We start from the raw sequence: 22,990 nt of genomic DNA on the forward strand, positions 1-22,990 counted from the left end.
GCCTACTCCGGCTGCAGGACGTCGGAATCGACGAACGTCAGCGAGCCGCTGTCGAGCAGAACTGCCCACCGCCGCGCCGGATCCGCGATGTGGTGCTCACCGATATCGACGGACTGACCAGCTGTGTCGCCGAAATCGTCGACGATCACTCCGACTGCCTCGTCCTCGGTACCGGCATGGACGCGCACTCGCGCGTCGATGGCGAGTCCCTGATCCTGGTTGTCGGGGTCGGCACCGACGATTCCCTGAGCAGTCACCAGAACTCCCTAGTCATCCGCGGCGACCGCCATCCGCGGCCACCCAGTCGAGTGAGACGCAGAAACGGATATGCGATCCGGCCCTGCGCTGTTTCTCATTGCACGTCCAGCCCCCGACGAGCATCTGTTCGATCCCCTCGTACCGATCGACGCCCAACCGAACACGCCGATCCTCATTTACCGAATACAACGTTGTCAATCCGTCCGCCGCAACGAACCGGAAAAGCGGTCGGACCGGCGTTGCACCCGGTGTGTCCATCGTAAACTCCGGGGGCGCGAACTTGATCGGCCACAGCCCCGCAAAGGCACCCGAAATGCCGGCGACCGTCGGGATCAATTGCGGATGGCGCAAAAGCGTGCGCGCGCAACATTCGATTTCACGAATGGACAAAGGCACCGAAAATCCCCGTACGTGCAATTTCAGCAAATTCATCGACAGGCCGATGATGACCATCCGGCACTGCGCCGGAGCCGCGGCACGATGCGGTGCGGCCTGAGCTAACGTCTGTGCCGTGATCGTGCTGCTTCCCCCCTCGGAGACCAAACGCGCCGGCGGCGACGGCCCCGCCCTGCGGTTGCACGACCTCAGCTTTCCAGCCCTGAACGGCGTGCGCGGCGAGCTCGTCGACGAACTGGGCGCACTGGCTTCCGATATCCCCGCATCGCGTCGGGCGCTCGGTGTGACCGCTGCCCAGGATGCCGAGATCGCCCGCAATGCCGAGCTGGTGACCGCGCCGACCATCGCGGCCATCCAGCGCTACACCGGGGTGCTCTACGACGCACTCGACGTCGACTCGTTACGCGGTGCCGCGGCGGCGCGGGCACGTGCCCGACTGGCGATCGGGTCCGCGCTGTTCGGCCTGCTGCGCGCCGACGACCCGGTTCCGGCCTACCGGCTCTCGGCAGGGTCGAAGCTCCCGGGACGCCCGACACTGGCCGCCCGCTGGCGTCCGGTGCTGGAACCATTGCTGGCCGAGATCGCCGAGGCCGACCTCGTCATCGATCTGCGGTCCGGGTCCTATGTGGGACTGGGCCGGCTTCCTGGGGCCGTACGAGTGGATGTCCTTGCCGAACGAGAGGACGGACATCGTTCGGTGGTAAGCCATTTCAACAAGGCGCACAAGGGCAGACTGGCCAGGGCGCTGGCGACCAGTCGCGCAGAACCCGACGATGCCGCCAAGGTCGTCGGCATTGCGCGCCGGGCGGGGATGCGTGTCGAACGCGACGGGAACAACCTGACGATTATCGTGCCCGCGTGAGTTAAATCGTTATATAACAACGCGATCACAGCGAGCGTCGCGCCGTTGCGGCTCACCCGTGCGCTGCTAGTTTGCCGTGCATGACGCATCCGACAAGGCTGCGGCGCTGGGCGCGTCGTTGCGTGTCCACAGTCCTGGCCACCGCCGTCGCGGGCTCACTGATCGGCGCTCCCGAGGCCGCCGCGTTCTCCAGGCCGGGGCTACCGGTCGAACAACTCGACATCCCGTCGCCATCGATGGGACGCAACATCCGTGTCGAATTCCAGGGCGGCGGCCCCCATGCGGTGTACCTCCTCGACGGCCTGCGGGCACAGGACGATTTCAGCGGTTGGGACATCAACACCGCGGCATTCGAGTGGTATCACGACTCCGGTCTGTCCATCGTGATGCCTGTCGGCGGTCAGTCGAGCTTCTACAGCGACTGGTATCAGCCGGCCGCGGGTAACAACGGCACGCTCACCTACAAATGGGAGACGTTCCTGACCCAGGAGCTGCCCGGCTGGTTGGCCGCCAACCGCGGGATCAGCCCGGTTGGCAATGCGGTTGTGGGACTGTCGATGTCGGGCGGATCTGCGTTGACCCTCGCCGTTTGGCACCCGACCAAGTTCATCTTCGCCGCCTCTCTCTCCGGCTTCGTCAACCCGTCACTGGGTCTGTGGCCGACCCTGATCGGCCTGGCGATGCGCGATGCGGGCGGATACAACGCCACGAGCATGTGGGGGCAGACCAACGACCCTGCCTGGCGCCGCAACGACCCGATGGTCAATGTGGCGACGCTGGCAGCCAACCGCACCGCGATCTGGATCTACTGCGGTGACGGCACCCCCTCCGACCTCGACACCGGCGGTGATTTCGGCGGGATGTTCAGCGCGCAGTTCTTGGAGAACATCACCCTGAACACGAACAAGACCTTCCAGCAGCGCTATCTGGCCGCGGGCGGGCGCAACGGTGTCTTCAACTTCCCCAAGGACGGGACACACAGCTGGGGCTACTGGGGATCCCAGTTGCAGGCGATGAAGCCGGATCTGCAACGCGTGCTCGGGGTAATTCCTCCTGCCCCGCCGGCAGCCGCGCCGGTGCCGGGCGCTCCTGTTCCGGGTCTTCCGCCGGCCGTCGCGCCGGCCGTGGGCGCAGGGCAACTCGCCGCGGTGGTCGGTTCACCCGTCCCGCCGCTCGCGGCAGCGCCCCGCGTCGCCGCGCCCATCGCACCGGCCCCGGCGATCCCGGCGGCGGTCCAGCCGGCCACACTTCCGCCCTCCTGAGAATTCGACGGTACGACCGGCATCCGGGTGGGTAGTTTCACCCCATGAAGCTGATTTCCCCGACCGATGCGATGTTCCTCGTCGGTGAGTCCCGCGAGCATCCGATGCATGTCGGAGGTCTTCAGCTCTTCGAACCACCCGCCGATGCCGGACCGGACTTCGTGGCGGAGATGTATCGGGCGATCGCCGGCTTCGGCGATTTCCAGCCGACATTCCGTAAGCACCCGGCGACGTTCTTCGGTGGAATCACCAATATCGGTTGGACTTTGGACGACGAGGTCGACGTCGACTATCACCTGCGGCGTTCGGGTTTGCCGAGGCCCGGACGGGTACGTGAGCTGCTCGAGCTCACCTCGCGCATCCACGGCAGCCTGCTGGACCGTCATCGGCCACTGTGGGAGGCGTACTTCGTGGAGGGCCTCAGCGACGGCAGGTTCGCCGTCTACACCAAGATCCACCACTCCCTCATCGACGGCGTCTCGGCACAACGGCTGATGATCAGGACGTTGTCGGCGGACCCGCATGACCGCGAGATCCGGGTTCCCTGGACGTTGGCGCCCAAGCGCAGGCCTGCGCGCCCGAATACGGCGGGATCACTGGTGCGGTCGGTGACGGGTACCGCGTCGGCCGTCGCGGGGCTGGCCCCGACCACCTTGGGGTTGGCCCGCGCGGCCCTGCTCGAGCAGCAACTCACGCTGCCGTACCGGGCACCCAAGACGATGTTCAACGTGCCCATCGGTGGCGCCCGCCGGTGCGCCGCGCAATCCTGGCCGCTGGCGCGGATCCGGGCGGTGAAGGCGGCCACCGGCGTCACGGTCAACGATGTCGTGTTGGCCATGTGCGCCGGTGCGCTGCGCGCCTACCTGGAAGAGCAGAACGCATTACCCGAGACTCCCTTGGTGGCAATGGTTCCGGTGAGCCTGCGCAGTGAGCACGAGCAGGACGCCGGCGGGAACATGGTCGGCACCATTTTGTGTAACCTGGCCACCGACACCGCCGATCCGCTGCGCAGGCTGGAGGCCATCAGTTCCTCGACGCGCGACAACAAGCGGGTGTTCAGCGAACTCCCGCGAACTCAGGCACTGGCGCTGTCGGGTTTCCTGGTCGCCGGGCTGGGCCTGAGCCTGGTCCCCGGCGTCGTGTCCTCGACACCGCCGCCGTTCAACATCGTCATCTCCAACGTGCCGGGGGCACGAGAGCCGATGTACTGGAACGGGGCCCGACTCGACGGCAACTACCCCATGTCGATCGCACTGGATGGCCAGGCCCTGAACATCACGCTCACCAACAATGCCGACAACCTCGATTTCGGACTCGTCGGTTGCCGGCGTAGCGTGCCGCACTTGCAGCGGTTGCTCGTGCATCTGGAGGATTCACTGACCGACCTGGAAAAGGCAGCCGCCGGCATGTGAGGTGAACCGGCGGAAAAGGCATTCGCAGGACGTTCTTTTCGCGAGTGGGCTTCGCTTCGCGTCACAGGACGGGCAACGGATCGCATCGGATCGGTGTCGGCTCCGACGCGCGGTGAATCTGGGACCGGAACCGCGATAGGTTCCCCACGTCGTTTGTCGCCGGCCGAATCAGGAAATCGATGCCACCCACCGTCAACAGGCTCGCCATCACGTCTGTTGCGACGGCAGGGATGTGTTTCGGCGTGTTGGCCATGAGTTCGGTAGTTTCGGCCGAGCCGACGACCAGTCCGGGTGTGCCCTGCCTGGACATGGTCCAGCAGCTGTCCACCAGTCCCGAGATCGTCCCGCAGGCTGCCGATGCCGTGGTCGCGGCGCCCGCGGAAACGGGGGCCTCCCCACTGATCGAGGCCCCGCTGATCCAGGCCCCACTGATCCAAGCAGCGGCCGTGCCACCGACGCCCGAACCGGCGGCCGCCGCGGCACCACCGGTCATCGAACCGGTAGCCGTCGCGGAACCCATCCCCGAACCGATCGCCGAACCCTTGCCCGAACCCTTGGCCGCAGCGGCTGTTCCGACCGAAACACTGGACCTGATCTCTCCGGTGCTGGCCGGACCGCCGGTCGCCGAACCCCTGTCGGCTACGCCGATCGGCCCGCCGCCGGCGGTACCGGTGGTGCCGGTCCCTGCCCTACCCGCCGCCGCCCCGCCGGTACCCGTGCCCGTGGCGGGTGCAGCACCTCCGGTCGCATCGGTGGCCGCACCGCTGACCCAGGCCGGCGTTGCGATCCCTCCCCCGGCGCCCGTGCTCAGCCCGGCACCCGTGATGGCCGAAACCGCGGCAGTACCACCGATTGCCGATGTGTCCGAGACCGTTGCGGCTCCGGTGGAAGCCGCGGCGGCCGAGCTGGTCGAGGCTGCCGCACCGATTCCGGTCGCCGCAGCGCCTGCTGCCGCCGCCGCCCCGGCCGAGGCCGCCGGGGCGGCTTCGGCTGCTGCCATATCGGCCCCGGCTGCCGCCGCATTGGCCACCGATACCGTGCTGCCCGCCATTGCCTCGGCGCCCGCGGTGCTGGCGGCGACGCCGCCGCCTCCGCTGGCGCTACCGGCAATGCCGGGCCTGCCGGTCCAACTGCCTGCCTCGATCCCGTTCCCGACCGACCTGGTGTGTGAGGGCACCGCCTGGTGACCCGCCGCCCATATTCCCTATGACCGTACGGCTCACCGGCTTTGAGCGATCAGGGCGCGGGCACACCCGGAGCGCGGACCACGACCGGTACGGCCGGGAAGTAGATAGCCATCTCGGACCGGCACTTGCGCAGAGCCGCGGTCGCATAACCCTTTTTACGGCATTCCGGATGGATCCAGACCCGGACCTCGACCTCGTGGTCGACGAGCTCACCTAGCACCATGCCGACCTTGCGATCACCCTCCAGGGCGACGAACCATGCCGCTTCTTCGGCGTCGACCCGGCCGAGCGCGGCACTGATCTCATCCTCCAGACTGCCCGCTGGACCGCCCCTGCCGTCGCCGGCGGTGTGCATGTCCTCGATGCGGGCACCGAAGATATCGCGGTCCTCGGTGCCGGAGAAGGTGCGCAGCACGACGCTCTCGGCCCCGGAGGCCGGCCGGTCGTTGAGGGTGAAGGTCAGCTGGCTGTTCAAATCCTCCAGTTCGGCGGCGATGTTGCGGCGCGAATCCTTGGTGAGTTTGTCGAAGGACAGCCCGAATACCGCTTCGCTGCCGGCCTGGCTGGTGCCCAGCAACTCGGCGATCGCCGTGACAGCGGCCTCACGGTCGTCGGCGTCAACGATGATGTCGAGTACCTCGTGCCTGCGGTCGAGTGCCTTGAGCAAGGCATCGGTGATATCACGACGGGCGGCGGCACGATCCAGATCGGTCATGCCCCAACCTTAGACCCGAGCGTTCCGCTTCTCGCCGGATCGCCGCGCCACGAACCGCGCGTGGCGGGCGCGCGTTCTCAGCTCCGCTCCGTGGGCGGGAACAGACCATCGCGCAGCAGGGTGTCCACCGACGTCTGCCAACGATCGAGTTGGGATGGGGCGGTGAACGGTTCGGGCAGATGACGTTCGATATGCGGGCGCAGGCTCACCGCACCGAGGGCGAGCACCAGCGCGTTGGTCGCCGCCCACACCACGTCGATATCGGGACGCGCTTCGCCGCAGTCGGCACGAGCCTGCCAGCGCGCGACACCGACCTCGAACAGGCGGTCGAAGACCACGTGCCCCAGTGCGCTGCCGTCGACCAGTGCGCGTCCGAGGTAGGCAGCCACATCCGGATGCTCGGCGATGATCCGATTCACCCGTCGACCCACCTCGGAGATCGAATCCGATGTTTGCTCCTCGATCGGCTGGGCCATCGGCGTGATCACCACATCGAGGACGTACTCGTCGACAGCCTTGATCAGGCCGGCCTTCGTCGCGAAGTGGTGCTGCACCAGCCCCAGCGACACCCCGGCGGCCGCCGCCACGCCACGCAGTGTCGTCGCGGCGGCTCCCTGCGCGGCGAAGCTCGCCAGCGCCGCACCGCGAATTCTGTCGATACTGCGCGGTTCTGCCACGCCCGGTCCGCCGCCCTCTGCGCTCACATGTGTAACCGTAGTCAACATCACTCCTCCACCGGCTCGACGGTAAAGACGAATTCACGATACAAACGTATTGTCGAGTTCGGAAGTTTGGAAGGGGGGGAACATGCATCCGATAACGGCAGCCGAGGGGATGTGGACGGCACCGTGTACGCAAGATCCCGACCGTTGGACGACGACCGCCGACGAGGGAGCCAAGGCACTCTGCCGGGCCTGTCCACGGCGCTGGCAGTGCGCAAAAGAGGCCTGCGTGACACCGGGCGCCGAGGGGCTGTGGGCCGGGATCGTATTGCCGCCTGCCGGCCGCAGCAGGCAGTTCGCGCTCAAACAGTTGCGGTCGCTGGCCGAACGCAACGGCGTGTCCGTTCGGCGCCGATCGAGCTGAGCCAGGCCCGCGGGCCTGGGTGTTTTGGGACTGTTAGCCGTGACACACTCTGCTGATGGTTCCACCCATCGAGCGCCCCAAGCTGGAGGGCAATGTAGCGGTCAGCGCAGACCGCCAACTCGGTTTCGCCGAGTTCGGTGACCCGCAGGGCCGGGCGATCTTCTGGTTGCACGGCACCCCGGGGGCACGACGCCAGATACCTGCCGAAGCTCGCGCCTATGCCGAACTGGAGAAAATCCGGCTGATCGGGGTCGACCGGCCCGGCATCGGTTCCTCGACACCGCACCAGTACCCGAACGTACTGGCCTTCGCCGCCGATCTGGGCACGATCGCCGACACCCTGGGTATCGACGAGTTCGCGGTCGTCGGATTGTCCGGTGGCGGGCCCTACACGCTGGCCACCGCCGCCGCCATGCCCGACAGGGTGGTCGCGGCCGGTGTACTCGGCGGCGTGGCGCCCTACGTGGGACCCGACGGTATTACCAGTCCCCTGATGAACCTGGGCTCGACGGTGGCGCCCGTCCTGCACCTCGCCGGGGCGCCCATCCGGTTGGCAGCGGCGACGGTGATCAAGATCGTCGCGCCGATCGGGTCACCGGCACTCGACCTCTACGCCCGGGTGTCCCCCGAGGGCGACCGCAAGCTGCTGGGGCGACCGGAGTTCAAGGCCATGTTCCTCGACGATCTGCTCAACGGCAGCCGCAAACAGTTGGCTGCGCCGTTCTACGACATCATCGACTTCGTCAGGGACTGGGGTTTCCGCCTCGACGAGGTGAAGGTGCCGGTGCGCTGGTGGCATGGCGACAGGGACCACATCGTGCCCTTTTCCCACGGCGCGCACGCGGTGTCCCGACTCCCGGACGCCGAGATGACGGTGCTGTCCGGCGAAAGCCATCTCGGGGGCCTCGGTCGCGCCGAGGAGATCCTCCGTACGATGTTGGACATCTGGGATCGCGAGAGGCCAAACTCTCGCTGAAAGGAGTTCGGCACGTGGATCTTTCGGGCACCGGCATCTGGAGCTCACACCTGCGCTACGGTGACGCCGGGCAGGCCGCCGAGGCGGTGGCCGAACTGGAGCAGCTGGGTTATCCGGCGGTCTGGATCCCGGACGTGGGCGGACCGGTGCTCGAGTCGGTGGAGAACCTGCTCGCGGCGACCACGAAGATCACCGTGGCCACCGGCATCCTGAACCTGTGGATGCACGCTCCGGCAGACGTCGCCGCCGCGCACGCACGCCTGCAGGCCGCTCACGGCCGGCGGTTCCTGCTGGGCATCGGCGTCAGCCACGCCCCGCTTATCGACTCCAAATCCCCTGGCACCTACCGCAAGCCGCTCGCCGCGACCGCGGCGTTCCTGGACGGCCTCGACAACGCCGAACAACCGGTGGCCGCCGAGGATCGGGTGCTTGCCGCGCTCGGGCCGAAGATGCTGACGCTGGCCGCCGATCGCTCACGTGGAGCACACCCGTATCTGGTCACCCCGGAGCACACCGCGACGGCCCGCGAAGTCCTCGGAACCGGCCCCCTGCTCCTGCCGGAACAGACGGTGGTGCTCAGCGATGATGTGGATGCCGCCCGCGGTATCGCCCGCGACTGGGTACGCAACTACCTGGCGATGCCCAACTACGCGAACAACCTGCTGCGGTCCGGCTTCACCGAGGACGACGTCCACAACGTCAGCGACCGACTGGTCGACGCCATCGTGGTATCCGGTGACGAGGAGGCGATCCTCGCGCGGGTCGACGAGCACAAGGCCGCCGGCGCCGACCATGTCTGCGTACAGGTCCTCGACGCCGACCCGACGACCATGCCGATGGCGCAGTGGCGCAGGCTGGCACCGGTACTGAACTGACGCATACCGGGTGGGGCCGACGCGCGTGTCGGTCTCACCCGGTCACGTCACGGCAGCTGAGCGCGGCCGAGGTGCTCGCGCAGCAGATGCATCGCCACGGTCGTCGACCGTTCACGGACATCGCTGCGATCCCCTGGCAGATGCAATGTCCGCACCACGGTGTCGCGACCGGCCACGGCCAGCCCGAAACACACCGTGCCCACCGGTTTCTGCTCCGATCCCCCGCCGGGCCCGGCGATACCGGTGATACCCACCGCCGTGTCTGCGCCGAACCTGGCGAGCGCACCTTCGGCCATCGCCCGGGCGACCGGTTCTGACACCGCGCCGTGCTGGGCGATCAGGGCCTCGTCGACGCCGAGCAGCTCGATCTTTGCCTCATTGGAGTAGGACACCACGCCGCCGGCGAGGTAGGCCGAGGAGCCGGCCCGGTCGGCCAGGCGGGCCGCCAGCAGACCAGCCGTGCACGATTCGGCGGTGGCGATGGTCCGGCCGGCAAGCACACCGGCGACCTGGTCATCGATCAGGGAACCGTCATCGGAGAACAGCTCGCGCGGATAGCGCTCGCGCAGCAGCTCGACAAGGGCGGTGTAGCTGTCGGCGGCATCGGGTTCATACCGGGTGACGATCTCCAACTCGCCGCGGCGCAGACATGTGGTGATCTCCAGGTCGTCGAATCCGGCCACCTGCGACTGTGCCTCACGCAGTGTTTCCGCCAGCCCGGACTCGGGCAGCCCGAACATCCGCACCGTCCGCTGCAGGTAGCGGGTGCGTCCTGCTATCGCACGCTGGACCCCGTCGGTGACCACCGCGGTCGACCACATCGGCTGTAGCTCGCGCGGCGGGCCGGGCAGCACCACCACCGTGGGCAGGTGTTCGGAATGCAGCACGACACCAGGGGCGGTGCCCACCGGCTCGAGGATCTGCGCGCCGACCGGCACCATCGCCTGCTTGCGGTTGGCCGCCATCACGGCGTCGAAATCCACACCTGGCCTGCCCGCGCCGAGCCGACGCAAGATGGCCGCGATGCGCTGTTCCAACGCGTCGTCCAAGACCAGATCGCGGCCGTAGAACCCGGCGACGGTGGCGACCGTCAGATCGTCGGCGGTAGGGCCGAGGCCGCCGCTGGTGATGATGAGGTCGACGTCCTGACCCGCCAGGAAAACCAGCTGTGCGGTGAGATCTTCGGCGCGATCGCCGCATTGGGTGATGTGCGCCAGCTCGACGCCCAGCTCAAGAAGCCGGTCGGCCAACCACGGGCCGTTGAGATCGCGGACCCGCCCGGTCAGCACTTCGGTCCCGGTGATCACGATCCCGGCGCGCACGCTCATGGGTGAAGCCTAGGCAGCGCGACGGTCAGCGGGACAGCCAGCCCTTCACCGTGTCGAGCTCGCGGGTGTACTGCTCCATCATGTCGTCCTGGTAGCGCGAGCCACCGGAGAGCGCCTCGTCACCGCCCCAGATCACCCGAATCCGGGTCGCGTCGCGCAGATAGACGTCGACGCGGTCGATCGCGCGCCGGTTCCATCCCTTGTCGGCGGTGAAGTCGGCGAGGGCCTGCCGTTGCGTTCCGTCAGCCATGGGTCCTCCTCTGTCGGCTGCCCGCCATCCTGCCCTGTGCGGTGGCGGGCGTCGCGAGCGGTGCCGGTCGACACCGGATCAGAAGAGATCCTTGTGCGGAACGTCGGTCACCAGACCGCCATCGACCACGAACTCCGCGCCGGTGGAGAACGACGACTCGTCGCTGGTCAGAAAGACGATGAAGGTCGCAACCTCTTCGGAGGTACCTGGGCGGCCCAGCGGCGAGGTGACCATGTCATCCGGGAAATGCTTGGTCATCGGGGTGCGGATGAAACCGGGGTGCACCGAGTTGATCCGGATGTTGAACTTACCCAGTTCGATCGCCGCTGACTTCGCCAGACCGCGCACGGCCCACTTGGACGCCACATATGGGTGCACCATCGGCGCGCCGCGCAGACCCTCGATCGAGGACACGTTGATGATCGATCCGCCGCCGGCGGCCTTCATCTGCTCGACGACGGCCTGCATACCGAGGAAGGTGCCGGTGAGGTTGACGTCGATGACCTTCTGCCACTTCGCCATGTCGAACTGACCGATCTTGCCCAGCGCGACGATGCCTGCGTTGTTGACCAGCGTGGTGACCTTGCCATAGGTCTCGACGGCCAGGTTGACCGCGGCCTCCCATTGGTCGGCCTGGGTGACGTCGAGGTGGATGTAGCGTGCGGCGTCACCGATTTCGGCGGCCAGCGCCTCGCCCTTGTCGTCGAGGATGTCGCCGATGACCACCTTGGCGCCCTCGGCCACCAGCATCCGGGCGTGCGCGGCGCCCATGCCCTGCGCTCCGCCGCTGATCAGTACAACTTTGTCGTCCACGCGTCCCATGCGCGCACACGCTACCGCACGCCCCGACAGAACTAGAACCTGTTCCAATTCTCCGCCGAACCGCGCATACTGCGATCAGACCACACACCGTCAGGAGACTCGTATGGCCATTCGCGTGGCACTCGTCGGCACCGGAAACTGCGGGAGGCTGGCCCTGATCCAGCTGATCGAGGATCCGCGGTTCGAGCTCGTCGCCGTCGGCACGTCCACCGAGTCGAAGGTCGGCGTCGACGCCGGTGAACTGGCAGGCCTGGATATCAGCACCGGCGTGCCGGCCTCCCTCGGCATGGATGACGTCATCGCCGCCGCCCCGGACTGTCTGGTGTACTGCGCGATGGGTGACACCCGCCCCGTGGAGGCCACCCGTGACGTGATGGCCGCCCTGGCCGCGGGCATCAACGTCGTCGGGTCCGCACCGGGGGGCTTGCAATTTCCCTGGGGAGCCATGCCGGAGAAGGCCATCGCCCGGGTGGAAGAGGCCGCTCGCCAGGGGAATTCGAGCGTGTTCATCACCGGGGTCGATCCCGGGTTCGCCAGCGACCTGGTGCCCTTCGCGATCGCCAGCACGTGTCAGCGCATCGATCAGATCAAGACGATGGAGATCGCGGACTACGCCACCTACGACGGCACCGAGGTGATGTCGATCGTGATGGGATTCGGCAATCCGATCGATCAGCCGGGCATGTTGTTCCTTCCCGGGATCCTCGGCGCCGCCTGGGGAACGGCCATCCAGATGCTCGCGGCGGGCCTGGGTGTCGAGGTCGAGGAGATCACCGAGAGCTATGAGCTGGAGCCGGCACCCGAGGATATCGAGGTCGCCACCGGCGTCATCGCCAAGGGCACCGTGGCCGCCATGCGGTTCGAGATCAACGGAATGGTCGGCGGCCGACCCGTGATCGTCGTCGAGCACATCACCAGGGTGCGTGAGGACCTGCGGCCGGACTGGGCCCAACCTGCCCAACCGGGCGGTTCGTACCGCGTGGAGATCACCGGCGAACCGTCCTACGTCGTGGACATCTGCCCGACGAGCGCTCGCGGCGACCACAACTACGCCGCGATCCTGGCCGCTGCGGGGCGGATCGTGAACGCCATCCCGGATGTCATCGCCGCGCCGGCAGGCATCCGCACCACCCTCGACCTGCCGCTGGGCACCGGTAAGGGCCTGGTCTATCAGGTCTGATCCACGGATCCGCACAATGGAGGGGTGACCGACCCGCTAGCCGCCGTCCTCGCGAGTCCGCAGGGGCCGCAGGTCGGTGCATTCTTCGACCTCGACGGCACGCTGGTGCGCGGGTTCACCGCGACCGTGCATGCCGGACACCGCTTCCGCAACGGACAGTCCGGCTTCGGTGAACTCACCGGCATCTTGGAGGCCTCGGTCCGCTACAAGGTCGGGCGCATGGAGTTCGCCCGGTTGCTGCAGCGGGCCGCGGGCTATCTGGTCGGCGACTCCCTTGCCGAGCTCGAGGCACTCGGCGAGACGTTGTTCAACGAACGCATCATCGGCCGACTGTTCCCGCTGATGACCAAGGTGGTGGCCGCGCACCAGGAGCGCGGGCACACCGTCGCCATGAGCTCGTCGGCACTGACCATGCACGCGGGACCGGTCGCCCGGCACCTCGGTATCGAGCATGTCCTGTGCAACCATTTCGACGTCGACGACGCCGGCAGGCTGACCGGTGAGATCGTGCGGCCCATCATCTGGGGACGCAACAAGGCCCGTGCGGTCACCGAGTTCAGCGCCGCCAACGGTGTCGAGCTGGGGCGGAGCTTCTGCTACGCCGACGGCACCGAGGATCTGCCGCTGCTCGATGCCGTCGGGCACCCCCACGCCGTGAATCCACGGTCCGGTCTGGCCGCAGCGGCCACCCGCAACGGCTGGCCGATACTGCGGGTCGATTCCGAGGAAGACCGCCGCCGGTGGTTCCGAGCCGCACGGCCTCGGCGCCGATGACCGCATCGGCGAACCAATACCCGCCTACCGGGTTTCCACCGCGTTAACCACGGTTTCGAAGGGGCTAACCCGACCCTCGGATGCTCCGCATATGCCCTGCTGGGGGCCGGCGGTCCGGACCACTACGTAGAAGTACGGATGACGCAACCACACTCGAACATCTTCACTCATGCAAGGCCGCGGGGCGTGCCCGCCGCCAGAGAGAAGGTAATGCGATGGGCCGGTTGGCCGGAAAGGTCGCGATAGTCACCGGAGCTGCCGATGGAATCGGATTGGCGATAGCCAAACGCTGCGCCGACGAAGGCGCCGAGGTCATCGCCACCGATGTCTCCGGGCCCGCTGATATCGATTCCATCCGGGTGCTCGCACAGGACGTGACATCGCCCGACCGGTGGGACGAGATCATCGGCAACGCCGAAAGTGCTTACGGCCGAGTCGACATCCTGGTGAACAACGCCGGCGTCGCCGGTTATCAGGACATCGAGAACTCATCGGTGAGTGAGTGGGAGCGGATCATCGGTGTCAATCAGACCGGAGTGCTCTACGGCATGCGCGCGGCCATCCCGGCGATGCGCCGCGCGGGAGGCGGTGCGATCGTGAACGTCTCGTCGATCTGCGGTGCCGCGGCCGTGCCAGGAATCAGCGCTTACCACGCCAGTAAGGGCGCGGTGATCACGATGACCAAGAACGCCGCGATAACCTATGCCGCAGAGCGGATCCGGGCCAACGTCATTCTCCCTGGGTGGATCCCGACACCGATGACACTCGCCCAGACCGACGAGGTCAACAACCGCTACCTCGATCACACACCGTTGGCGGGAGTCGCCGATCCCGACGATATCGCCTGGGGCGCAGTGTTTCTGGCCTCAGATGAAGCGAAGTTCGTCACCGGAATCGAACTGCCCATCGATGGTGGATATCTGGCCCGGTAGGGCCCGGACCGAAGACAGGAATCATGAACCGACTCGCAGGCAAGATCGCCTTGGTGACCGGAGCGGCGCAAGGCATCGGGCGCAGTGTGGCCGAACAGTTCACCGCCCAGGGAGCCACCGTCTATGCCACCGACCTCACCACCGGCCAGCTGCCGCCCGGAAGTCAGGCGATGACCCTCGACGTCACCGACCCAGATCAGTGGGCGCGGGTGGTGGACACCATAACCCGCCAGAGCGGGACGATCGACGTCCTGGTCAACAACGCCGGCGTGATCGCCTATGCCGACATCGCCACCGTCACGGACGCCGAGTGGGAACGGGTGCTCGCCGTCGATCAAACCGGCGTCATGCTCGGGATGCGGGCGGTGATACCCGGAATGAAGCAACGAGGTGGATCCATCATCAACCTGTCCTCGGCCTGGGGCGTCGTGGGCGGATCCGGTGTGGCCGCCTATCAGGCCGCAAAGGGCGCCGTGCGGTCGATGACACGAAACGCCGCGATCACCTACGCCGCCCACAACATCCGAGTCAACTCGGTCATCCCCGGTTGGGTGCGTACCCCGCTGGCAGAGGCGCAGGACCCGGCCATCAACCAGGACGTGATCGGGGCGACGCCCCTGGGCCGGGGCGCAGAGCCGGTCGAAATTGCTCATGGGTGCGTGTTCCTGGCCAGCGATGAATCCTCCTACGTCACCGGCAGCGATCTGGTGATCGACGGCGGCATGCTCGCCCGCTGACCCTGACCACCCACGTCTTCAGATAGGAACCACGATGTCGAGAACTCTCTCCGTCGCCGCAGTCCAGTTCGAGATGCGGCCGGTCGCCGACTTTGCCGAGTTCGCCGGCCAGGTCACCACACTCGTCGATCAGACCGACGGCGCCCAGGTCACGGTCTTTCCCGAGTTGTTCACCGAGTCCCTGTTCACCATCGACCCCGACTGGAGATCCGATCCGGTATCGGCGCTGGGCCGGATCGCCGACTACACCGACGATTACCGGGCACTGTTCGCCGAACTGGCCCGCAGTCGTGGACAGACGATCCTGGCAGGCAGCCACCTCGTGCGCGGTCCCGAGGGTTCGCTGCTCAACGTCGCCCACCTGTTCACGCCGGCCGGTGAGATGTACACCCACGAGAAGACCCACATCTTCCCGGCGGAGGCAGAGTGGGGCACCACAGAGGGCGACACCCTGGAGCCGATCGACCTCGGACACGTCACCGTCGGTATCGCCATCTGCTACGAGGCGGAGGTTCCTGAGGTGTCCACCGTGCTGTCCCGGCGCGGCGCGGAATTGATCCTGAGCCCGTCCTACACGTTCACCGAAGCCGGCTTCTACCGAGTCCGCCACTGTCTGGCCGCGCGGTGCATCGAGAATCAGGTGTATGCGGTGCACGCACCGGTGACCGGCCGCCTCGGGTCTCCGTTGTCCCCCGGCTGGGCCCGCGCATCTGTGTTGGGACCGTGCGACACCGGTTTTCCGGCCGACGGAGTGCTGATCGAAGCACCGCAGAACGTCGAGAGCGTCATCCACGCCACTCTCGATCTCGACGCGTTGGCAGAGAATCGCCGCAGCGGTGCGGCAACCACCTTCCATGATCGCCAGCGGCGTGCCGGGCTGTACCGCAACAGCTTCCAAGAGGATCTACTGCCGGCGCCCTGATCGCCCGGTTCGCTCGTGTCATCCCTCCCACTCTGAAGGAGAAATCATGCCCCTGAACCTCCCCACCGGAAAGAAACTGGCCGTCAACATCGGCGCGGACTTCGATGCCGACAGTGTCTGGATGGGCACGTTCGGAAAGTCCAGCCCCTCGTACCTTTCGCGCGGGGAATTCTGCGCAGAGGTCGGAGTACCCAGGGTGCTGGCTCTCTTGGAGAAATACAGCATCAAGGGCACCTGGTGCACGCCCGCACACAGCATGCAGACCTACCCCCGGCGCTTCGCGTCGATAGTGGAAGCGGGACACGAGATCGCCGCGCACGGTTGCTTCCACGAGGCGGTGCCCACACTCGATCACGACACCGAACGCAGGTTGATGGAACGCACCCTGCAAGAGCATGAGAAGTACGTCGGCAAGCGACCGCGTGGATACCGTTCTCCTGCATGGGATTTCACCGAGCACACGCTCGGCTTGTTGGAAGAGTACGGCTTCGAGTGGGATTCGTCGTTGATGGGACGCGATTTCGAGCCGTACCATCCGCGTCCGGTCGCAGTGGGCTACGAGGACGGGAGTGTGTTCGGTGACCCGTCACCGATCCTGGAACTTCCGGTTTCGTGGTATCTCGATGACTTTCCTGCCGTCGAGTACATCCCAGGGATCAACCAGGGTCTCGGTTCCACCGAAACCATCTATCAGCGGTGGAAAGACCATTTCGACTACGCCTACCAGAACATCGAGGGCGGGGTCATGGCGATCACCGTCCATCCGCAGACAATCGCACGCGCCCACCACATCATCATGTTCGAGCGACTGCTCGACTACATGAGTGGCCATGACGGTGTGTGGTTCACCAGCCTCAGCGACATCTACGACACCTGGACAGATTGACATCCCACATCAGCCCCGACCACCAAGGAGCTTTCCATGAGAATGAACCCGCTCTCCGCGATCGCGGCGGTGGCGCTGCTGGCCGGCCTGCCGGCATGCAGCGTCGATGACACCGGTCCGACAGAAGGTACTGCGGCACAGGTGAAACCGACTGTCAGTGATCCGAAAGATCTCAAGATCGCCTATTTCTCCGCAGGTAGCAGCAATTCGTATCTGCAGGCCGGGATCGCCGAAGCCAAGACCACCGCCGCCGAACTCGGCGCCCAGATCGATATCTTCGACGGCCAGTTCAGCGCGCAGACACAGTTCGACCAGATGCAGTCGGCGATCACCAGCGGCAGATACAACGCCTTTGCCGTCGAACCCAACGACGGCAATCTCGTGTGTAATCTGCTGACCCAGCAGGCATCGGCCAAGCAGATAATGGTCAGCGTCTTCAATCTCCCCATCTGCGGGCGCGCCACCAATGCCGGAGAACAGACCTGGGAACCCGGCACTGTGAATTACGTTGGTGGGCAGACGATCGACGTGTACGAACAGTGGGTCGACCAGGTCAAGAAGGATCATCCCGACGGAGCGAAGATCGCGCTGATCTCGGGGCCCGACCTCAACGCGAACACCATCGCGTTCTTCGAGGCCGCCAAGGCATTCGACGGCGACGACAAGTACCAAGTGGTGGCCAGGCAGACCACCGACTACACAACACCGAAGGGGTTCCAGGCGGCCCAGACCATCCTGCAGGCCAATCCCGACCTCGATGTCATCATGTCGAACTTTTCGGGCATGAGCCGCGGCGTCGTGCAGGCGGTCAACGGACGAGATGTCGCCATCTACGACTTCGGCGGAGACGCCTGGTCGTTGGACAGCGTGCGCGCGGGAACCCTCACCAGCACTGTCATGATGCTGCCGAAAATGGAGTCCCGGAAATCCATCGAAGGTATCGCCGAAGTGGTCCAGGGTATCGACACGGCGCGCTTCGTGAACCTGGCCGAGTCCGACTCACTGCCCGGCACTCCATTCGTGACCAAGGACAATGTCGGCCTTTTCACGGCGGAGTACTAGGAAGGCCCATGCAAACCGCAGTCCAGACTCCCCCGGATACGGTGGCCATCGGCTGTCGCGACGTCTCGAAATCCTTCGGCGCCAACAAGGCCGTCAAAAACGTCGACCTACAGGTGGACAGTGGCACCATCCATGCCCTCGTCGGTGAGAACGGCGCAGGTAAGTCCACCCTGCTCGGCATGATCAGCGGCAGGTTGCCTGCATCGTCCGGACAGGTCACGGTGTTCGGAAACCCGCTCAAGGGCGCCAATCCCCGAGACGTCCGCGAGCTCGGGCTGGCTGCGGTGTACCAGGAGCTGACCATGGTGCCCGCGCTGGATGCGGTGGCGAATGTCTTTCTGGGTCAACCATTGCACCGGGGTGGACTCCTCGACACCGCCGGGATGCGCGCGCGTTACACCGAACTGTGTGCGCAGTTCGGCGTCAACATTCCGGCGGGCGTACCCGCCCGTGAGCTGTCGGTGTCTTCACAGCAGGTCCTGGAGATCATGCGTGGCGTACAGGCGCAGAGCAGAGTGCTGATGCTCGATGAACCGAGTGCCGCTCTCGCCGAAGCCGAAAGAGACATGCTGTATCGGATCCTCAACCAGCTCAAAGAGTCGGGCACCACCATCATCTTCGTCAGCCACAATCTCGAGGAAGTGCTCGCGCTATCCGACCACATCACGGTGCTGCGCGAGGGTGCGGTCGTCCGCACCGCGCCGCGCCGGCAGTGGGATCGGCAGAAGCTGATCAGGGCCATGGTCGGCCGGGACGTGGCCGTCAACGTGCGATCGTCTCGTCGGCCACTGGGTCCGGTTGTCCTGCAGGTACGCAATGTTGTTCCGCGCCCGGGGATGACACCGCTCGAGCTCACCGTCCGCGAGGGCGAGATTGTGGGCCTGTGGGGCCTGGTAGGCTCCGGCCGCACCCGTTTCATGCGGTCGGTGTGTGGACTGGAGTCCTCGTCCTCGGGCGAAATGTCGCTGCGCAACCAAATGATTCCATGGCCTACGTCACCGCGATCGGCCATCGCCGCCGGGCTGGCACACGTACCCGAAAGCCGTCGCAGTGGACTGGTCATGAACATGAGTGGGGCGACCAACTACTGGTTGGGACGCCCGTCCCGCTCCGGTGGTTGGCTGCTTCCCGCCAGAGAACGCGCCGGGGCCACCACCCAGGCGGAATACTTCGGCTTCGATCCCAAGCGCCTCGGCGAACACGTCTCGCGTCTGTCAGGTGGCAATCAGCAGAAGGTGTTGCTGGCCAAGTGGGCAGGCCACGCACCGTCGACGTTGTTCATCGACGAGCCCACGCGAGGAATCGACATCGGCGCAAAGTCCGAAGTACTTGCCTCACTCGTCGCACTCGCCGAGCAAGGCGCCTCGGTCGTGGTGACCTCCTCGGAGTTGGAGGAGGTCCTGGCGATCGCAGACCGCCTACTGGTGTTCTCCCATGGTCGCATCGTCGGCGAGATCGACTCCACGTCAGAGAATTTCACAGTTCCCGAGATCGTCAGACTCGGCTTCAAAGAGGACGTCGCATGACCGCTCCCGCTGCACCCACCCAACAGTCCCCCGCAACTCCTGGTGGCCCGAAAAGCAGGAACCTGGCCGCGGTGACCTATCGCTACAGCATGCTCGGCGTACTGGCGATTCTGATCGTGGTGGCCAGCATCCTCTACGACGGCTTCCTGGCACCGGACAACCTGCGTGACATCCTGGTGCAGAACGCATCCGTCGGCATCATCGCGGTCGGGATGACATTTGTCATCATCTCCGGCGGTTTCGATCTCTCCGTCGGCGCCACCTATGCATTGGGCTCCACCGTTTTCGCCGGCGTGATGATCTCGACGAATTCCATCGCGCTGGCGGGAGTGATCGCGTTGACCGCCGGCGTGGTGTGCGGTCTGGCCAACGGATTGCTGGTCGCCCGACTGAAGATCAATCCCTTCGTGGCCACCCTCGGCTCGGCGTCGGTGATCGCCGGCATCGCCTATATCTATTCCAACTCCGCCCCGTTCATCGTTTCCGACCGGAGCTTCCAGGCCTTGGCCAATTCCAGGACGCTGGGCGTACCCACACCGATCCTCATCCTGTTGGTGACGTTCACCGTCGGAGGCCTGGTCCTGTCCAAGACCACCGTGGGCCGCAACGTGCAGGCGGTGGGCGGCAACGTCGAAGCTGCCTGGCTGTCCGGCCTGCGGGTTCCGACGCTGACCGCAGGGGTGTATGTGCTCACCGGTGCACTCGCCGCACTCGCGGGAATGATCGATGCATCACGACTGGCCGTCGGCCAGGCTGATGTCGGCGCCACCATGGCACTGGACGCCATCGCCATCGTCGTGGTCGGTGGCACCTCACTGCGTGGCGGCGAGGGCGCGATGTGGCGATCCTTCGTGGGATTGCTGATCCTGGCGACCCTGACCAACGTCTTCTACAGCCTCAATGTGAGCCAGCACTGGCAACTGATCGCCAAGGGCCTGATCGTGATCGCGGCGGTGGCCCTGGACGCCGCGGTCCGCCGGAAGTCGTGAACCTACACCGCAGCGGGCGTCCCGCGGCACAGAGGTAGACCGATATCGACCGCCGAGGCGACAATTGGGCACCGGTACACGAAGGGAGAGCACCGATGGGATCAGCGGGGCCCCGCGCGCACGACGACGCTCGCCCTTTCTGCGCCGTGGTCACCGCGACCGGATCGACGAGCAGACTCCGCGGCGAATCCGTTCACCCGGCGACGGTGGCCAACGGCGATCGGGCCGATCTGCACCCCGACCTCGTTCAGGTGGCCCGCGGTGCGCTGCGCGACGATCTGGACACCGTCACCTTCCGGTGGCGCGGCGGCAACCGTCTTTATCGGATCACCGTGACGGTGGCCGACGCAGAGGCCGAGGTGGTGGTCGAACCCGACGCGGGACTGCCGGTGACCACGCGCGAACTCGAGGTGCTCACGCTGCTCAGCGGTGGCCTCACCAACGCCGAGATCGCAGCCCGGCTGATGCTCAGTCCGCGCACGGTGACCACCCACGTCGACCGGGTGCTGACCAAGCTGGGCGCGGCCGGTCGCACATCGGCGGCGATCATCGCGATGAACCATGGTCTGATGCTGCTTCCGGTTCAGGGCGGCACCAGGGGCCTGGAGCACGTGCCGTTGATCCGTGCCAGTTGCGCGCTTCCCGCGCCTCGACTGGTCCAGCCTTCGCGCCGAATCAAATTGCAGCCATTGGTGATCGGCGCAGCCGTCCCGCTCACCGGTCAGGCCAGATCCGACGGGGTCGAGATGGTTCGAGGCACCGAGCTGGCAATGCGTGAGATCAACGCGCGTGGCGGGGTGAACGGTCGACGCGTCGAATTGGCCACCGCAGACGTGGATATCACCTCTCGTACCAGTATCGAACAGGCGATGCTCTCGTTGGCCGAGCGCAATGTCGACGCCTTCACCTCCGGGTATTTCGCCTGGCAGGACATTGCCCATGAAGTGGCCGCCGATCACGGTGCGCCGTACCTGCACGCGGCAACGCTGCAGGTGATGGCAGATCGCGTGCGCGACAATCCGGCCCGCTATGGCCGGATATTCCAGGTGTGCCCCAGCGACACCAACTATGGACCGGGCTTTGTCAGCTTCCTGCAGGAGTTGCGGGCTCGTGACCAGTGGCGGCCGTCAAGCCGCACCTTGGTCGTCTTGCAGGGCGGTTGGGAGGTGACCGATCTGGGCCTGGAGTACGCCGCCGACCTCGCCGCATCCTCGGGCTGGGAACTCCTGGTGATCCCGGTCGGACCCACCGAACGGGATTGGGCTCGGTGCGCCGATCGCATCCGAGATCTCGAGCCTGCCGCCGTGATGGTGGGCGACTACTTCATCAACGGAGCGTTGGCATTCATCCGCGCGCTGCTCACCGCCGCACCCGACGCCCTGATCTACTGCTTGTACGCACCCTCGATACCGGAGTTTCGCCAACGCCTCGGCGAGCAGGCCGAGGGCATCATCTGGGCCACCACAACGGGCACCTACTCCGATCCGGTCGGTACCACGTTCGCCGACTCCTACCGGCGGGCATACGGGGTGGCGCCCGGACGATCACACGCCGGGATCAGCTACGACCGAGCGATGATCCTGGCCAATGCGTGGTCGCGCACCACCCGACCACACGATCACCGGATGGTCGCCGAGGAACTGCGCTCGGGCGTGCACCGAGGCGTCAATGGCGTGTACTACATGGGAGCTGCCGATCAGTCCGCACGCGCGTACCCCGCATCCAACGGTGACGGGTCGCTGGCACTGGCTCACCTTGTGTACCAGATCCAGGGCAACGGCCACCGCATTCTCAGTCCTGCCAGCCAAGCCGACGGAACGTTCCGGATACCGCCGTGGTTCGGTGTCCAGGCGCGCTGATCACCCGAAACGGCCGGCCGATACTGCGGGTCAATACCGCGAAGGACCGCCGCTGCCGGGCTCGATGGTCATCATTTGCAAGAAGCTCCCGATGAACACGGGCGGATAGGCTCCGACACCTGCCTCGGCGAGCCACACGGCGGCGTCCTCGGACTCGCGCAGCCAGCGCCGAGCGGTCGATTCGTCGTCGACCTGCTGCAGCATCAGCACCTCGTGCGGGTCGTCGAGGGCGCGAAAACTCCAGAACCGCTGCACCCCGGCGGCATGGAATATCGCGGCATCGTCTCGCACCCGACCGTTCAGCCGGCCGATATCGGCAACCGAGGTGACCAGACAGATCATCACCGGCGGGGCGGCATGGGTGTCGCTGTCGAAATCGATGCGTGCGACCAGTTCCCCGGCGAACACCGCAGGCAGGTCTTGCACGCCGACGGCATCGAACCAATCGAAGAACACCCGCGACCGCAGCAGGTCGCGCACCGGCTCATGGGCGTGAATTCCCAGGATCACCAGAACGCGTTCGGAATCGGTCGTGGAGGTGTAGACCAGGACGTGATGCACGCCCAGATCCGCGAGCGCATCGGCGCGTCGTTGCAAGAGCATCCACACCGCGGACGGGTCGGGCACCCGATAGTCGGAGACCAGCACCAGCGAGTTGGCCAGCCAATCCCTCATCGGACACCTTCGGCTCGCG

25 protein-coding genes are annotated in these 22,990 nt (G+C 66.1%); 17 read left to right on the plus strand and 8 right to left on the minus strand.

The window, feature by feature from the left end; translation table 11 throughout:
* Positions 1–2 precede the first annotated feature (2 nt).
* Together FBY28_RS00955 and FBY28_RS00960 are read right to left on the minus strand one after the other, a co-directional pair.
* On the minus strand, positions 3–257 hold the full coding sequence (locus tag FBY28_RS00955; protein ID WP_141863554.1) for a hypothetical protein: 255 nt from the start codon (positions 255–257) through the stop codon (positions 3–5).
* 13 nt (positions 258–270) lie between these two features.
* Entirely contained in the window at positions 271–711 is a 441-nt protein-coding gene (locus FBY28_RS00960) for a hypothetical protein (RefSeq protein ID WP_141863555.1), read from the minus strand.
* 58 nt (positions 712–769) lie between these two features.
* On the opposite strand from FBY28_RS00960, the gene yaaA reads away from it, so the two are divergent.
* The 4 genes from yaaA (at position 770) to FBY28_RS00980 (ending at position 5,377) form a co-directional block, all read left to right on the plus strand.
* On the plus strand, positions 770–1,516 hold the full coding sequence (gene yaaA, locus FBY28_RS00965; RefSeq protein ID WP_141863556.1) for a peroxide stress protein YaaA: 747 nt from the start codon (positions 770–772) through the stop codon (positions 1,514–1,516).
* Between the two features lie 80 nt (positions 1,517–1,596).
* Positions 1,597–2,778 (plus strand): esterase family protein, encoded by a 1,182-nt coding sequence (locus FBY28_RS00970; protein ID WP_174241513.1) that lies wholly within the window; start codon positions 1,597–1,599, stop codon positions 2,776–2,778.
* 44 nt (positions 2,779–2,822) lie between these two features.
* Positions 2,823–4,190, plus strand: coding sequence for a WS/DGAT/MGAT family O-acyltransferase (locus tag FBY28_RS00975; protein WP_141863557.1), 1,368 nt, complete (start codon positions 2,823–2,825; stop codon positions 4,188–4,190).
* 251 nt (positions 4,191–4,441) lie between these two features.
* On the plus strand, positions 4,442–5,377 hold the full coding sequence (locus FBY28_RS00980; protein WP_141863558.1) for a hypothetical protein: 936 nt from the start codon (positions 4,442–4,444) through the stop codon (positions 5,375–5,377).
* Between the two features lie 49 nt (positions 5,378–5,426).
* Here FBY28_RS00980 and FBY28_RS00985 read toward each other — a convergent pair whose 3' ends face one another.
* The gene (locus FBY28_RS00985) at positions 5,427–6,092 is read right to left on the minus strand and encodes a GNAT family N-acetyltransferase (protein WP_141863559.1); all 666 of its coding nucleotides are present in this window, start codon (positions 6,090–6,092) and stop codon (positions 5,427–5,429) included.
* 77 nt (positions 6,093–6,169) lie between these two features.
* Positions 6,170–6,796, minus strand: coding sequence for a TetR/AcrR family transcriptional regulator (locus tag FBY28_RS00990; protein ID WP_141863560.1), 627 nt, complete (start codon positions 6,794–6,796; stop codon positions 6,170–6,172).
* A gap of 103 nt (positions 6,797–6,899) precedes the next feature.
* On the opposite strand from FBY28_RS00990, the gene FBY28_RS00995 reads away from it, so the two are divergent.
* Genes FBY28_RS00995 through FBY28_RS01005 form a run of 3 tightly spaced genes read left to right on the plus strand, consistent with a single transcriptional unit; the run spans position 6,900 to position 9,029 of the window.
* Positions 6,900–7,178, plus strand: coding sequence for a WhiB family transcriptional regulator (locus FBY28_RS00995; RefSeq protein WP_141863561.1), 279 nt, complete (start codon positions 6,900–6,902; stop codon positions 7,176–7,178).
* 55 nt (positions 7,179–7,233) lie between these two features.
* Positions 7,234–8,154, plus strand: coding sequence for an alpha/beta fold hydrolase (locus FBY28_RS01000; protein WP_141863562.1), 921 nt, complete (start codon positions 7,234–7,236; stop codon positions 8,152–8,154).
* Between the two features lie 14 nt (positions 8,155–8,168).
* The gene (locus FBY28_RS01005) at positions 8,169–9,029 is read left to right on the plus strand and encodes an LLM class F420-dependent oxidoreductase (RefSeq protein WP_141863563.1); all 861 of its coding nucleotides are present in this window, start codon (positions 8,169–8,171) and stop codon (positions 9,027–9,029) included.
* A gap of 47 nt (positions 9,030–9,076) precedes the next feature.
* Here FBY28_RS01005 and FBY28_RS01010 read toward each other — a convergent pair whose 3' ends face one another.
* The 3 genes from FBY28_RS01010 to FBY28_RS01020 form a co-directional block, all read right to left on the minus strand.
* A complete protein-coding gene (locus tag FBY28_RS01010) occupies positions 9,077–10,357 on the minus strand; it encodes a competence/damage-inducible protein A (RefSeq protein ID WP_141863564.1) in 1,281 nt (426 codons plus the stop codon).
* Positions 10,358–10,382: 25 nt separating this feature from the next.
* A complete protein-coding gene (locus FBY28_RS01015) occupies positions 10,383–10,607 on the minus strand; it encodes a hypothetical protein (protein WP_141863565.1) in 225 nt (74 codons plus the stop codon).
* Positions 10,608–10,685: 78 nt separating this feature from the next.
* Positions 10,686–11,429: a glucose 1-dehydrogenase gene (locus tag FBY28_RS01020; RefSeq protein WP_023985836.1), complete on the minus strand. Its 744-nt coding sequence runs from the start codon at positions 11,427–11,429 to the stop codon at positions 10,686–10,688.
* Between the two features lie 103 nt (positions 11,430–11,532).
* Between FBY28_RS01020 and FBY28_RS01025 the strand changes: the two genes are divergently transcribed.
* The 10 genes from FBY28_RS01025 (at position 11,533) to FBY28_RS25695 (ending at position 22,296) form a co-directional block, all read left to right on the plus strand.
* Positions 11,533–12,609, plus strand: coding sequence for an NAD(P)H-dependent amine dehydrogenase family protein (locus FBY28_RS01025; protein WP_141863566.1), 1,077 nt, complete (start codon positions 11,533–11,535; stop codon positions 12,607–12,609).
* A 24-nt stretch (positions 12,610–12,633) separates the two neighbouring features.
* Positions 12,634–13,383 carry an HAD family hydrolase gene (locus tag FBY28_RS01030; RefSeq protein ID WP_141863567.1) on the plus strand — a complete coding sequence of 250 codons (750 nt, stop codon included), beginning with the start codon at positions 12,634–12,636 and terminating at the stop codon, positions 13,381–13,383.
* A gap of 215 nt (positions 13,384–13,598) precedes the next feature.
* Positions 13,599–14,315, plus strand: a complete 717-nt coding sequence (locus tag FBY28_RS01035; RefSeq protein ID WP_141863568.1) for an SDR family NAD(P)-dependent oxidoreductase — start codon at positions 13,599–13,601, stop codon at positions 14,313–14,315.
* Between the two features lie 23 nt (positions 14,316–14,338).
* A complete protein-coding gene (locus FBY28_RS01040; protein ID WP_141863569.1) occupies positions 14,339–15,052 on the plus strand; it encodes an SDR family NAD(P)-dependent oxidoreductase in 714 nt (237 codons plus the stop codon).
* A 34-nt stretch (positions 15,053–15,086) separates the two neighbouring features.
* Complete coding sequence (locus FBY28_RS01045) at positions 15,087–15,974, plus strand: nitrilase-related carbon-nitrogen hydrolase (protein WP_141863570.1); 888 nt, start codon at positions 15,087–15,089, stop codon at positions 15,972–15,974.
* A gap of 46 nt (positions 15,975–16,020) precedes the next feature.
* Positions 16,021–16,860: a polysaccharide deacetylase family protein gene (locus tag FBY28_RS01050; RefSeq protein WP_141863571.1), complete on the plus strand. Its 840-nt coding sequence runs from the start codon at positions 16,021–16,023 to the stop codon at positions 16,858–16,860.
* A 36-nt stretch (positions 16,861–16,896) separates the two neighbouring features.
* Positions 16,897–17,922, plus strand: coding sequence for a sugar ABC transporter substrate-binding protein (locus FBY28_RS01055; protein WP_141863572.1), 1,026 nt, complete (start codon positions 16,897–16,899; stop codon positions 17,920–17,922).
* 8 nt (positions 17,923–17,930) lie between these two features.
* Positions 17,931–19,448, plus strand: a complete 1,518-nt coding sequence (locus FBY28_RS01060) for a sugar ABC transporter ATP-binding protein (RefSeq protein ID WP_141863573.1) — start codon at positions 17,931–17,933, stop codon at positions 19,446–19,448.
* The gene (locus tag FBY28_RS01065; protein ID WP_216847419.1) at positions 19,445–20,437 is read left to right on the plus strand and encodes an ABC transporter permease; all 993 of its coding nucleotides are present in this window, start codon (positions 19,445–19,447) and stop codon (positions 20,435–20,437) included. Before FBY28_RS01060 ends, FBY28_RS01065 begins: the two co-directional genes overlap by 4 nt.
* Before the next feature lie 95 nt (positions 20,438–20,532).
* On the plus strand, positions 20,533–22,296 hold the full coding sequence (locus FBY28_RS25695) for an ABC transporter substrate-binding protein (protein WP_160145449.1): 1,764 nt from the start codon (positions 20,533–20,535) through the stop codon (positions 22,294–22,296).
* 30 nt (positions 22,297–22,326) lie between these two features.
* On the opposite strand, the gene FBY28_RS01075 is transcribed toward FBY28_RS25695, so the two are convergent.
* Complete coding sequence (locus FBY28_RS01075) at positions 22,327–22,971, minus strand: fatty-acid--CoA ligase (protein ID WP_141863574.1); 645 nt, start codon at positions 22,969–22,971, stop codon at positions 22,327–22,329.
* Positions 22,972–22,990 lie beyond the last annotated feature (19 nt).

The sequence above is a fragment of the Arthrobacter sp. SLBN-53 genome, assembly GCF_006715585.1.
Classification (GTDB): domain Bacteria; phylum Actinomycetota; class Actinomycetes; order Mycobacteriales; family Mycobacteriaceae; genus Mycobacterium; species Mycobacterium neoaurum_A.

What these genes read in the sequence shown, in the direction of transcription:
- FBY28_RS01025 (WP_141863566.1), top strand. Translation starts at nt 11,533, where the DNA reads ATGGCCATTCGCGTGGCACTCGTCGGCACCGGAAACTGCGGGAGGCTG.
- FBY28_RS01075 (WP_141863574.1), bottom strand. Translation starts at nt 22,971, where the DNA reads ATGAGGGATTGGCTGGCCAACTCGCTGGTGCTGGTCTCCGACTATCGG.
- FBY28_RS01035 (WP_141863568.1), top strand. Translation starts at nt 13,599, where the DNA reads ATGGGCCGGTTGGCCGGAAAGGTCGCGATAGTCACCGGAGCTGCCGAT.
- FBY28_RS25695 (WP_160145449.1), top strand. Translation starts at nt 20,533, where the DNA reads ATGGGATCAGCGGGGCCCCGCGCGCACGACGACGCTCGCCCTTTCTGC.
- FBY28_RS00985 (WP_141863559.1), bottom strand. Translation starts at nt 6,092, where the DNA reads ATGACCGATCTGGATCGTGCCGCCGCCCGTCGTGATATCACCGATGCC.
- FBY28_RS01000 (WP_141863562.1), top strand. Translation starts at nt 7,234, where the DNA reads ATGGTTCCACCCATCGAGCGCCCCAAGCTGGAGGGCAATGTAGCGGTC.
- FBY28_RS01045 (WP_141863570.1), top strand. Translation starts at nt 15,087, where the DNA reads ATGTCGAGAACTCTCTCCGTCGCCGCAGTCCAGTTCGAGATGCGGCCG.
- FBY28_RS00960 (WP_141863555.1), bottom strand. Translation starts at nt 711, where the DNA reads ATGGTCATCATCGGCCTGTCGATGAATTTGCTGAAATTGCACGTACGG.
- FBY28_RS00975 (WP_141863557.1), top strand. Translation starts at nt 2,823, where the DNA reads ATGAAGCTGATTTCCCCGACCGATGCGATGTTCCTCGTCGGTGAGTCC.
- FBY28_RS00980 (WP_141863558.1), top strand. Translation starts at nt 4,442, where the DNA reads ATGAGTTCGGTAGTTTCGGCCGAGCCGACGACCAGTCCGGGTGTGCCC.
- FBY28_RS01060 (WP_141863573.1), top strand. Translation starts at nt 17,931, where the DNA reads ATGCAAACCGCAGTCCAGACTCCCCCGGATACGGTGGCCATCGGCTGT.
- FBY28_RS00995 (WP_141863561.1), top strand. Translation starts at nt 6,900, where the DNA reads ATGCATCCGATAACGGCAGCCGAGGGGATGTGGACGGCACCGTGTACG.
- FBY28_RS01020 (WP_023985836.1), bottom strand. Translation starts at nt 11,429, where the DNA reads ATGGGACGCGTGGACGACAAAGTTGTACTGATCAGCGGCGGAGCGCAG.
- FBY28_RS01065 (WP_216847419.1), top strand. Translation starts at nt 19,445, where the DNA reads ATGACCGCTCCCGCTGCACCCACCCAACAGTCCCCCGCAACTCCTGGT.
- FBY28_RS01010 (WP_141863564.1), bottom strand. Translation starts at nt 10,357, where the DNA reads ATGAGCGTGCGCGCCGGGATCGTGATCACCGGGACCGAAGTGCTGACC.
- FBY28_RS01050 (WP_141863571.1), top strand. Translation starts at nt 16,021, where the DNA reads ATGCCCCTGAACCTCCCCACCGGAAAGAAACTGGCCGTCAACATCGGC.
- FBY28_RS01040 (WP_141863569.1), top strand. Translation starts at nt 14,339, where the DNA reads ATGAACCGACTCGCAGGCAAGATCGCCTTGGTGACCGGAGCGGCGCAA.
- FBY28_RS00970 (WP_174241513.1), top strand. Translation starts at nt 1,597, where the DNA reads ATGACGCATCCGACAAGGCTGCGGCGCTGGGCGCGTCGTTGCGTGTCC.
- FBY28_RS01015 (WP_141863565.1), bottom strand. Translation starts at nt 10,607, where the DNA reads ATGGCTGACGGAACGCAACGGCAGGCCCTCGCCGACTTCACCGCCGAC.
- FBY28_RS01055 (WP_141863572.1), top strand. Translation starts at nt 16,897, where the DNA reads ATGAGAATGAACCCGCTCTCCGCGATCGCGGCGGTGGCGCTGCTGGCC.